The 11,160-nt window shown below is 69.9% G+C and carries 11 protein-coding genes; 2 read left to right on the forward strand and 9 right to left on the reverse strand.

The genetic code is table 11. The features are described from left to right. The first annotated feature begins 93 nt into the window (after window positions 1-93). A complete protein-coding gene (locus ADBZ5U_RS10595) occupies window positions 94-642 on the forward strand; it encodes a peptidylprolyl isomerase (RefSeq protein ID WP_526265162.1) in 549 nt (182 codons plus the stop codon). Here ADBZ5U_RS10595 and ADBZ5U_RS10600 read toward each other — a convergent pair. Both ADBZ5U_RS10600 and crgA read right to left on the reverse strand, forming a co-directional pair. After that, window positions 639-1,070, reverse strand: a complete 432-nt coding sequence (locus ADBZ5U_RS10600) for a PH domain-containing protein (protein ID WP_526265165.1) — start codon at window positions 1,068-1,070, stop codon at window positions 639-641. The two genes, ADBZ5U_RS10595 and ADBZ5U_RS10600, sit on opposite strands and share 4 nt — an antisense overlap. Before the next feature lie 38 nt (window positions 1,071-1,108). After that, on the reverse strand, window positions 1,109-1,390 hold the full coding sequence (gene crgA, locus ADBZ5U_RS10605) for a cell division protein CrgA (protein ID WP_526265167.1): 282 nt from the start codon (window positions 1,388-1,390) through the stop codon (window positions 1,109-1,111). A 56-nt stretch (window positions 1,391-1,446) separates the two neighbouring features. Here crgA and ADBZ5U_RS10610 point away from each other — a divergent pair, with 56 nt between their 5' ends. Beyond that, entirely contained in the window at window positions 1,447-2,115 is a 669-nt protein-coding gene (locus tag ADBZ5U_RS10610) for an aminodeoxychorismate/anthranilate synthase component II (RefSeq protein WP_526265169.1), read from the forward strand. Here ADBZ5U_RS10610 and pknB read toward each other — a convergent pair. From pknB to ADBZ5U_RS10645, 7 genes are all read right to left on the reverse strand, one after another. Continuing rightward, window positions 2,112-3,986 (reverse strand): Stk1 family PASTA domain-containing Ser/Thr kinase, encoded by a 1,875-nt coding sequence (pknB, locus tag ADBZ5U_RS10615; protein WP_526265171.1) that lies wholly within the window; start codon window positions 3,984-3,986, stop codon window positions 2,112-2,114. The genes ADBZ5U_RS10610 and pknB overlap by 4 nt on opposite strands. Then, window positions 3,983-5,254: a protein kinase domain-containing protein gene (locus ADBZ5U_RS10620; protein ID WP_526265173.1), complete on the reverse strand. Its 1,272-nt coding sequence runs from the start codon at window positions 5,252-5,254 to the stop codon at window positions 3,983-3,985. The genes pknB and ADBZ5U_RS10620 overlap by 4 nt, the downstream gene beginning before the upstream one ends. 31 nt (window positions 5,255-5,285) lie before the next feature. Beyond that, window positions 5,286-6,764, reverse strand: coding sequence for a D,D-transpeptidase PbpA (gene pbpA, locus ADBZ5U_RS10625; RefSeq protein WP_526265175.1), 1,479 nt, complete (start codon window positions 6,762-6,764; stop codon window positions 5,286-5,288). Further along, entirely contained in the window at window positions 6,761-8,158 is a 1,398-nt protein-coding gene (gene rodA, locus ADBZ5U_RS10630) for a peptidoglycan glycosyltransferase RodA (protein WP_526265177.1), read from the reverse strand. The genes pbpA and rodA overlap by 4 nt, the downstream gene beginning before the upstream one ends. Then, window positions 8,159-9,580: a PP2C family protein-serine/threonine phosphatase gene (locus tag ADBZ5U_RS10635; RefSeq protein WP_526265180.1), complete on the reverse strand. Its 1,422-nt coding sequence runs from the start codon at window positions 9,578-9,580 to the stop codon at window positions 8,159-8,161. Continuing rightward, window positions 9,577-10,047: an FHA domain-containing protein FhaB/FipA gene (locus ADBZ5U_RS10640; protein ID WP_526265182.1), complete on the reverse strand. Its 471-nt coding sequence runs from the start codon at window positions 10,045-10,047 to the stop codon at window positions 9,577-9,579. The genes ADBZ5U_RS10635 and ADBZ5U_RS10640 overlap by 4 nt, the downstream gene beginning before the upstream one ends. Window positions 10,048-10,197: 150 nt before the next feature. After that, the coding region (locus ADBZ5U_RS10645; protein ID WP_526265185.1) for an FHA domain-containing protein at window positions 10,198-11,160 on the reverse strand (963 nt) is incomplete at its 5' end.

Below are 11,160 nucleotides of genomic sequence, written 5' to 3' on the forward strand. Positions count from 1 at the left end.
TAGAGCGCTGCCTTTGCAAGGCAGATGTCAGGAGTTCGAATCTCCTAGGCTCCACTGGTCGGGCGGACCCGCGCCGCCGGCGCGGCGGGGGCAATGGCACACTGTGATCCCATGACCACGAGTCCGATTCAGACTGCGACCGCCACCCTGCACACCAATCGCGGCGACATCAAGATCGCCCTGTTCGGCAACCACGCACCCAAGACCGTCGCCAACTTCGTCGATCTGGCCCAGGGCACCAAGGACTACTCGACGCAGAACGCCTCCGGCGGCACCTCCGGCCCGTTCTACGACGGCGCGATCTTCCACCGGGTGATCCGCGGGTTCATGATCCAGGGTGGCGACCCGACCGGCACCGGCCGTGGCGGCCCGGGCTACAAGTTCGCCGACGAGTTCCACCCGGAGCTGCAGTTCGACAAGCCCTACCTGCTGGCGATGGCCAATGCCGGTCCCGGAACCAACGGATCGCAGTTCTTCATCACCGTCGGCCCGACCCCGCACCTGACCCGCAAGCACACCATCTTCGGAGAGGTCGTCGACCCGGAGTCCCAGCGTGTCGTCGACGCGATCGCCACCACCGCGACCGACGGCATGGACCGGCCGGACGACGACGTGGTGATCCAGTCGATCACCGTCTCCTAACGGCCTGCGTACCCGGCGGCGGTCAGCGCGTCCAGCACGGCCAGCGGGTCACCGCCCAGGTCCCAGCGGCTGAGCACCAGGAGCCGGTCTGTGGCGTCCTTATCGGCGAGGTCGATCTCCAGCAGCCGGACCCGGCGGCCCCAGCGGCGGAACTCGGTGATCCGGATCAGCTTTATATCGGCCGGGGCCAGCGTCTCGCTGCCCACCCAACCCCGGTAGACCAGGCCGTCGGCGGTGATCTCCAGCCGCGGCCGGGCCCGCCACGACCCGGCGGCGAACACCAGCAGCCCGACCGCGGCGACGCCGGAGAGAATTCGCCCGGGCGGGTCGGCGGCCAGGGCCGCGCACCAGAAGGCCATCACGACGCCGGCGGCCCCGACGGCGACGATCCCGGCGGCCGGCGGACCCCATCGGTTATCCACAAGCACTATCCACAATGGGGATAATTACACCGATGTGATTGCCGTCACCGCCAGCGCATGGTCAGCAGCAGGCCCGCGATCATGAAGCCGAATCCGATCGCGTAGTTCCACGGACCGAGATCGGACATCCACGTCAGTGCGTCGGGCGTGTCGATTCCGGAGGCCGCGAGTTGAAAGACCAGCAGCCAGATCAGCCCGATGAGCATCAGGGAGATGAAGAGCACCACGAACCACATGCTGGACGGCCCCGCCTTGACCTTCACCGGCGTCCTGCTGACCGAGCTGGCGGTGAAGTCGTTCTTCTTGCGAACCTTTGACTTCGGCATGGCTATGACATTAACGCAGCGCAGGGTGCCGGCGAGGGACGGGTAGCCTGTCCTGCGTGCGGGTCTTGGTCGTCGACAACTACGACAGCTTCGTCTTCAACCTGGTCCAGTACCTGGGCCAGCTCGGCGTCGAGGCCGAGGTCTGGCGCAACGACGACCAGCGGCTGGCCGGTCCCGCCCGGATCACCGCCGCGGCCGGGGAATTCGACGGCGTGCTGCTCAGCCCGGGACCGGGAACGCCGGAACGGGCCGGCGCGTCCATCCCCCTGGTGCACGCCTGCGCGGCCGCCGGCACCCCGCTGCTCGGGGTCTGCCTGGGCCACCAGGCCATCGGCGTGGCCTTCGGCGCCACGGTGGACCGCGCCCCGGAGCTTCGGCACGGCAAGACCAGTTCGGTATTCCACACCAATGCCGGTGTGCTGCAAGGCCTTCCCGACCCGTTCACCGCGACCCGTTACCACTCCCTGACCATCCTCCCGGAGACACTCCCGTCGGAACTGGAGGCCACCGCCCGCAGTCGCGGCGGGGTGATCATGGCGGTCCGTCACGTCGAACTGCCGATCCATGGTGTGCAGTTCCACCCGGAGTCGATCCTCACCGAGGGCGGGCACCGAATGCTCGCCAACTGGCTCGGCTATTGCGGCCAGGCCCCGCAGGAGTCGCTGGTGCGACGACTGGAGCAGGAGGTCGCCGACACGGTGCGCAGCGCCACCTCGGTCGGTTAGGAGGCGAACGCCAGCGTGATCGGCCCGGTGAAGTTCACCCCGGCGCCCGGCGCCGGACTCTGGGTCACCACCGCGTTGGTCCGCTGACCGCTGTTGGACACGTCCGGTCCCTTCACCAGTACCCCGGTCCAGCCCAGCGCCCGCAGGTTGGGTTCGGCGGTGGTCCAGAACTGCCCGATCAGGTTCGGCATGACGAACTGGTTGCCCTTGGACACCTTCAGCGTGACCGAGGCGTCCAGTTCGGCGTCGGTGCCGGCGGGCGGATCCATCGCCAGCACCTGGCCGGCCGGTTCGATGCTGTCCACCGGAGCGGTCAGCACGGTGGTGAATCCCACGGTGTTGAGATTCTTGGTCGCCTGTTCGATCGACTGGCCGATGACGTCGGGCATCGACCGGGTCACCGGCCCGGTGCCGACCACCACGGTGATCTCCGTGGTCAGCGCGGTGGAGGTGTTGGCCGGCGGGACGGTGTTGAGCACCTGGTTCCGCTGCGCCGCCGTCGACTCCGCCTCGGTCTGCTTGAACTTCCCGAACCCGGCGGCGGTGAGTCTCTTGACCGCCTCCGCGTAGCTCAGCGCCGACACATCGGGGATCTCGCGCTGTTCGGGCCCGGTGGAGACGTCGATCCTGATCTCGTCGCCGGCGTTGACCGAGGCATTCCCCGACGGGTCGGTGCCGATCACGTGGTCAGGCGGGACGACGTTGTCGGGCTTCTGCTGGGTGCGGATGCGGAAGCCCTTGTTCTGGAGTTCGGCGATCGCGTCGGCGGAGACCTTGCCGCGCACATCGGGAACCTGCACCGCCCGCGGTTTCCCGCCGCTGGCCAGATTGATGGCCACCGTCACCACCACGGTCAGGATCGACAGCACGGCCAGGGCCACCAGCCAGCGCCCGACCCCGCCGCCGCGGCGGCCTTGCCGGTAGTCGTAGGCCATCGCCGCCGCCGAGTCCTCGGGGCGCCCGATGCCTCTGGGCGACGTCAGCATCTGGGTGCGCTCGGCGTGGGTCAGCACCTTCGGCGCCTCGGGCTTCTCGCCGCTGTGCACCCGGACCAGGTCGGCACGCATCTCGGCGGCGGTCTGGTAACGGTTGTCCGGATTCTTGGCCAGCGCCTTGAGCACCACCGCGTCCAACTCCGGGGTGATCCCGGGACGTCTGTGGGACGGCGCCACCGGGTCCTCGCGGACGTGCTGGTAGGCCACCGCCACCGGGGTGTCGCCGGTGAAAGGCGGTTCCCCGGTGAGTATTTCGTACAGCACACAGCCCAGCGAGTACACGTCGGAGCGGGCGTCGACCCGCTCACCGCGGGCCTGTTCGGGCGAGAGGTACTGGGCGGTGCCGATGACCGCTGCGGTCTGGGTGACCGGATTGCCGGTGTCGGCGAGGGCGCGGGCGATGCCGAAGTCCATCACCTTCACCGAGCCGGTCCGGGAGATCATGATGTTGGCCGGTTTGACGTCGCGGTGGATGATGCCGTGCTGGTGGCTGAAGTTGAGGGCCTGGCAGGCGTCGGCGATGACTTCAAGCGCGCGCCGCGGCGGCATGGGGCCCTCGTTGTGCACGATGTCGCGCAGCGTCACCCCGTCGACGTACTCCATCACGATGTAGGGCAGGGGACCGCGCGGGGTGGAGGCCTCCCCGGTGTCGTAGACCGCGACGATGGCCGGGTGGTTGAGCGCGGCGGCGTTCTGCGCCTCGCGCCGGAACCGCAGATAGAAACTGGGATCCCGGGCCAGATCGGCGCGCAGTACCTTCACCGCGACGTCGCGGTGAAGGCGCAGGTCGCGGGCCAGATGAACCTCCGACATGCCGCCGAACCCGAGGATCTCCCCCAGTTCGTAGCGGTCGGAGAGGTGATGGGGTGTGGTCACAGGACCGCCTCGTCAGCCGGGGCCGGGCCGGTGAGCCACAGCGTGGCCGGGACCGCCGCCGGGCCGGGGACGCCGGGTGCGGACCGATCGGTCCACCCCGACGGCGCCGCCGGCGGGGCCGGTGCGCCCGGGGTCACGGTGTCGGTCACGGTCTGCTCCACGGGCGGGGTGGAGCGCTTCCCGCGGTCGGCCATCACGAGCAGGATGGCGCTGATGATCGCCAGCGCGCCGAGCACACCGGCGGCCCACAGCAGCGCCCGCTGACCCGAGCTGAAGGTTCGTCGGGCCGGCGGCGGCGGCCGTTGCACGATGGCCGCGCGCGGGCGGGCCGCGGCGCGGGCGGCCTCCACCGCGGCCGGGGGGCGCTTGGCGGCGCCCGGGATCGCGGCCGGGGTGGCCTTGATGGTCGGTGCGGAATTGGGCCGGGGCGGCCGCCGGCCCGAGCGCACCGCGGCCACCGCGTCGGCGAACTGCCCGCCGCTGCGGTAACGCATGCCCGGGTTCTTCACCAGGGTGATCTCGATGAGTTCGCGCACGTTGGGCGGCAGGTCCGGCGGCAGCGGCGCCGGCTGCTCCTTGATGTGTTTCATCGCCACCGTCAGCGCGCCATCGCCGGTGAACGGCCGCTTGCCCGAAACGGCCTCGTAGCCGACGACTCCCAGTGAGTACACGTCGCTTGCCGCGGTGGCATCCTCGCCGAGGGCCTGCTCCGGGGCGATGTACTGGGCGGTGCCCATGACCATGCCGGTCTGGGTGACCGGCGCGGCGTCGACCGCCTTGGCGATGCCGAAGTCGGTGAGTTTCACCTGGCCGGTCGGGGTGATCAGGATGTTGCCCGGTTTGATGTCGCGGTGCACCAGCCCGGCCGCGTGGGCCACCTGCAGGGCGCGCCCGGTCTGCTCGAGCATGTCCAGGGCGTGCCGCAGGGACAGCCGGCCGGTGCGTTTGATCACCGAGTTCAGCGGTTCGCCATTGACCAGTTCCATCACCAGGTAGGCGGTCCGGCCCTCCCCTTCCATGTCGGTCTCGCCGTAGTCGTGCACGGCGGCGATGCCGGGATGGTTGAGCATGGCGACGGTGCGGGCCTCGGCCCGGAACCGCTCGATGAACTCGGGGTCTGAGGAGTACTCCTGCTTGAGGACCTTGATGGCGACGCGCCGGCCGAGTCGGCTGTCCACGGCCTCCCACACCTGGCCCATGCCGCCGGTGGCGATGAGCCGCTGCAGGCGGTAGCGCCCGGACAGCGTCAGCCCGACGCGGGGGCTCACTGCTTGCCTCGCTTCGCTTGGCTGCGGGGGCTCATGGCGCCCCCTGAAGGGCCGCCGCGATAGCCGCCCGGCCGATCGGGGCGGCCAGCGCGCCGCCGGTGGCCGACAGCCGATCGCCGCCGTTCTCGACCAGCACGGCCACCGCGACCCGGGGGTTCTGCGCTGGCGCGAATGCGATGTACCAGGCGTGCGGCGGAGTGTTGCGCGGGTCGGTTCCGTGCTCCGCGGTGCCGGTTTTGGACGCGATCTGGACACCCGGGATCGCCCCGTTCTGCTGGGTGAACTTCTCGGCGCCGACCATCAAATCCGTTAGCTTAGTCGCGACTTCCGCCGAGACCGCGCGGCGCTGTTCGGTGGGTGTTGTGTTGCTGATCTCCGTGAGGTCCGGTCCCTCGACGCGGTCCACCAGATAGGGCTGCATCACCACCCCGCCGTTGGCGATGGCCGCGGCCACCATGGCGTTCTGGAGCGGGGTGACGGCGACGTCCTTCTGCCCCATGCTGGACATGCCGACCGCCGCGGCGTCGCTCATCGGTCCCACGGTGGACTCGGCGACCTGAAGCGGGATCGCCGCCGGCGGGCTGTCGAATCCGAACGCGTCGGCGGCATCCCGCAGCGCGTCGCCGCCGATGCGGGCCGCCAGTTCGACGAACGCGGTGTTGCAGGAGCGCTCGAACGCCTCGCGCAGCGGAGCCTTCGGTGCGTTGCCGCACGGCGTGCCGCCGTAGTTCTCCAGGGTTGCCGTGCTGTTCGGCAACGGGATCCGCGCCGCCGCGGTCAGTTGCTCGTTCTCGGAGATACCGGCCTGCAGCGCAGCGGCGGTGGTGATGACCTTGAACGTCGACCCGGGCGGGTAGCGCTCCGAGATGGCACGGTTGGTCAGCGGTGAGTTCGGGTCGTCGCGCAGTCGCTGCCACGCCTCGCCCTGCGCCTCGGTGTCGTGGGAGGACAGCAGGTTCGGGTCGTACGACGGCGACGACACCATCGCCAGGATCTTCCCGGTGGAGGGCTGCAGCGCGACCACGGACCCCTTGCAGGGGCCGCCTCCGCAGCCTTGCTGCATGGCCTGCCAGGCCGCTTGCTGCACCCGCGGGACCAGGGTGGTGTCGACGTTGCCGCCGCGCGGGTCTCGGCCGGTGAAGAAGTCGGCCAGGCGCTTACCGAACAGCCGCTCGTCGGAGCCGTTGAGGACGGTGTCCTCGGCCCGCTCCAGGGCGGTGCTGGAGAACCGCAGCGAGTAGAAGCCGGTCACCGGTGCGTATACCGCCGGCTCGGGATAGACCCGGAGATAGCGGTAGTGGCCGTTGGTCGACACCGAGTAGGCCATCAGCTGACCGCCGGCGGCGATCTGTCCGCGCTGGCGGGAGTACTCGTCGAGCAGCACCCGTTGGTTGCGTGGGTCGGTGCGCAGGGCGTCGGCGCGGAAAACCTGGGTGACCGTCGCGTTGACCAGCAGGGCGACGATCAACGCCATCACCATCATCGAGATCCGGCGCAGGGAGGTGTTCATGACCGGCCGATCACCTCGGTGCGGGCGGCCGCGATCGGGGTGTCCTGGCTGGTGCGGATCGGCTTGCGGGCGGAGTCCGAGAGCCGCACCAGGATGGCCAGCAGGACGTAGTTGGCCACCAGCGACGAACCGCCGTAGGACATCCACGGTGTGGTCAACCCGGTCAGCGGAATCAGTCCGGTGACACCGCCGACGACGATGAACAACTGGATGGCCAGCGTCGAGGCCAGCCCGGCGGCCAGCAGCTTGCCGAAGCTGTCCCGCAGGGCGATCGCGGTGCGCATACCCCGCACGATCAGGGTCGTGTAGAGCAGCAGCACGCCGGACAGACCGACTAGGCCGAGCTCCTCGCCCACGACCGCCATGATGAAGTCGGTCGAGGCCGCCGGCACGGTGCCCGGCTGGCCATTGCCCAGCCCGGTGCCGAACACCCCGCCGGTCGCGAAGCTGAATTGCGACTGCACCATCTGGTAGCCGGCGCCCTCCGGGTCGGCGAACGGGTCCAGCCAGGTCTGCACCCGGCCGCGGACGTGGCCGAAGAGGTGATAGGCCACCACACTGCCGATGCCGAACAGGGTCAGGCCGATGACCACCCAACTGAACCGTTCGGTGGCGATGTAGACCATCACCAGGAACGAGGCGTAGAGCAGCAGGGAGGTGCCGAGGTCCTTTTCGAAGACCATCACGCCGATCGAGATCATCCACGCCGCCAACAGCGGGGCCAGATCCCGCGGGCGCGGCAGGTCCATGCCCAGGAAGTGCTTGCCGGCGCTGGTGAACAGGCTGCGTTTGGCGACGAGCACGCCGGCGAAGAACACCAGCAGAAGAATCTTGGAGAATTCGGCGGGCTGAATACTGAAGCCCGGCAGGCGAATCCAGATCTTGGCGCCGTTGGTCTCCGAGAGTCTCGACGGCAGCAACGCCGGGATGGCCAGCAACACCAGGGCGACGGCGCCGCAGATGTAGTCGTAACGCGCGAGGATCCGGTGGTCTTTGAGGAAGACGACCACCAGGATGAAGCCGGTGACCCCGACCAGCGTCCACAGCATCTGCTGCTCGGCGCTCGGACCGCTGTCGTCGATCCCGGGAACCAGGTCCAGGCGGTGGATGAGCACCAGCCCGAGGCCGTTGAGGAGGGCGACGATCGGCAGCAGCAGAGGGTCGGCGTACGGGGCGTAGCGGCGGATCGCCAGGTGCGCGCACCCGAACAGCACGCCGAACGCGAGGGTGTAGGTCAGCAGGTCCCAGGTGATGCCCTGCTCCTGGTTGGCCTCCACGATCAGCAGGGCCACCCCGGTGATGGTGGTGGCGAAGCACAGCAGGCCGAGTTCGGCGTTGCGGCGGGTAGGCAACGGCGGGGTGATCCGCACCGGTGACTGTGGAGCGGTGGTCATTCAGGCAGCCGCCCGGCAATCGGTGCCCGGATTCTGCTGCGGCGCGGGCAGCGCGGTGGTCGACGCGGGGGCCGCCGGGATGGGTGAGGCCGATGAGACGGAAGGAGTCGCGGCCGGTCCGCTCGAGCCGCCGCGCTGCTGCACCGGCCTGGCCGGGGCGCACACCGGCAGCAGCGAGCTGCGAGCCAGTTCGCGCAGTTGGCCGATGGCGTCCTCCAGACTTCCGGCCGGCAGTCCGGCGGCGACCTGCGCCCGCTCCGACGGCCTCAGGTCCTGCAGTCTCATCAGATCGCAGTCCAGCGCGGTGTCGGCCTGGTCGTAGCTGATCTGGGAGAGCTGGCCGGTCTTGTCGACGCAGCCCAGTTGGTAGGGCTGCTGAAACGGAATGCCGAGAAACGAGCCCTCGACACCCCGCATGATCGCCACGCGGTCGTCGCGGGCGCCCAGGTAGTAGTAGTCGCGGATCACCTTGTAGCCGACACCGATCCCGGCTAGGGCGGTCACCAGCGCCAGCGCCGCGGCGACGAGGAATCGCCGGTGGGACCTCTGCGGCGGCGGTTCCGGTTCCGGCACCGCCTTCTCCATCACGGGGGCCTTGGGCGCCAGCAGTGCGGCCCGGCCCGCCGCGGTGTCGGGCGTGGCGATGCGATGGCCGTCGTCGCCGGAGACCGCCCCGGCGATGATCGGTTGGGTCTGGCCGCCGTAGTCATGGTCGACGACATCGGCGACGACGACGGTGACGTTGTCGGGTCCGCCACCGCGCAGCGCGAGTTCGATCAACCGGTCCGCGCTCGCGGCGATGTCGCCGATCTTCAGCGCCTCCAGGATGGTCTCCTGGCTGACCGGGTCGGACAGTCCGTCGGAGCACAGCAGGTAGCGGTCGCCTTCGCGGGCTTCCCGCATGATCAGAGTCGGATCGACCTCGTGGCCGGTCAACGCCCGCATGATCAGTGAGCGCTGCGGGTGGCTGTGCGCTTCCTCGGCGGTGATCCGACCCTCGTCCACCAGGGTTTGCACGAAGGTGTCGTCCTTGGTGATCTGGGTGAGTTCGCCGTCACGCAACAGGTAGCAGCGCGAATCACCGATGTGGACCAGCCCCAGACGGTCCCCGGCGAACAGGATCGCGGTCAGCGTCGTCCCCATCCCGTCCAGGTCCGGATGCAGGTCGATCTGCTCGGCGATCGCCGAATTGCCCTCGTGCACAGCTCTTTCCAGCTTGCCCAGCAGGTCGCCGCCGGGCTCGTCGTCGTCGAGATGGGCCAGCGCGGCGATCACCAGTTGGGAGGCCACCTCACCGGCGGCGTGACCGCCCATCCCGTCGGCCAGCGCCAGCAGCCGGGCGCCGGCGTAGACCGAGTCCTCGTTGTTGGCGCGAACCAGGCCGCGGTCGCTTCGGGCGGCGTAACGCAGAGCAAGGGTCACGGGCGCAGCTCGATTACCGTCTTGCCGACGTGCACCGGCGTGCCGATGGGGACCCGCACCGCCGTCGTCACCTTGGACCGGTCCAGATAGGTGCCGTTGGTGGAGCCGAGATCCTCGACGAACCAGTCCGCGCCGCGGGGCGAGAGCCGGGCGTGGCGGGACGAGGCGTAGTCGTCGGTGAGCACCAGGGTGGAGTCGTCGGCCCGGCCGATCAGCACCGGCTGGGTGCCCAGGCTGATCCTGGTGCCGGTCAGCGCGCCTTCGGTGACCACCAGATAGCGGGCGGCGGTCTTGCCACTCTGCCGCGCCGGCGAGCGGCCGCTGCGCAGCGCCAGTCCGCGGCGGACCATCACCGCGCCGGTCGGCGCGTAGATGTCGGTTCGCAGGATGCGCAGCACCGACCAGATGAACAGCCACAGCAGCAGCAGGAAACCGGCGCGCGTCAGCTGCAGAACCAGTCCCTGCATGCGGCGGCCCTCCGTCCTGCTGTCGTGGTGCAAGCCTTGGTGACCACGGCAGCCCGGGTCCACGTCGGCGACGTCACAGGATACTGCGGCGCCCGGTTCCGCGGGGTACAAGTCATCAGGCCCCCGCCCGCGCCACCGCTCCAGTGGCCTTTAGTGGACGCGAACCACGATCTCGGAGTGACCGACCCGGATGACGTCGCCGTCAGCGAGCTGCCACTCCTGGACCGGCGCGTTGTTCACCGTCGTGCCATTGGTCGAGTTGAGATCCTGCAGCATCGCCGTCTGGCCATCCCACCGGATCTCCAGGTGCCGCCGGGACACCCCGGTGTCGGGCAGCCGGAACTGCGCGTCCTGGCCGCGGCCGATCACGTTCGCACCCTCCTGCAGCTGATAGGTCCGGCCGCTGCCGTCGTCGAGTTGCAGTGTCACCGCGCGCGCGGCGGACGGCGCCGGGTACTCGCCCTGCCCGGTGGGCGGGGCGTACCCGCCGTAGTTCGGCTGGCCGTAGTCGCCGCCCGGGGCGGGCTGGCCGTAGTCGTAGTCCGGTGCCGCCGGCGGCTGGTAGCCGCCTTGCTCATAGCCGCCTTGCTCATAGCCGTAGCCGGGGGCCGGCTGGCCGTAGTCCTGTCGGGGGTAACCGGCCCCGTATCCGGGCTGCTGGTAACCCTGGCCGGGGTAGGCCGGGCGCTGCTGCTCGTAGCCGCCGTAGCCGGGCTCCTCGTGGCGTCCCGGGGCGGGGCGGCCGTAGCCGTGATCCGGCGGCGGCGCGTAGCCGCCGCCGGGCGGCGGGCCGTACTGCGGTGCGCCGTAAACCGGGGGCGACTGGCGGTAGCCCTGGTCGTAGCCGGGCGGGGGATAGCCGCCGCCGTAGCCGGGTTGCTGATAGCCCTGTTCCGGGTAGCCGCCCTGCGGCGGCGGCTGGCCGTAGTCATGCCGGGGCGGGTAGCCCTGCTGGGCGTAGGGGTCGGGGTAGCCGCCCTGTTCGGGATACACCTGGCGATGCTGCTCGGGAGCACCCTCCTGGGGCCGACCGTACTGGTCGTCGTAGTACTGGTCGGCGGGGCGGCCCTGGCCGCGGTAGCTCGGGTTGTCGGTCATCGCTGGCACTCCTGG

It is taken from the genome of Mycobacterium sp. (assembly GCF_040398885.1).
Lineage (GTDB): Bacteria > Actinomycetota > Actinomycetes > Mycobacteriales > Mycobacteriaceae > Mycobacterium.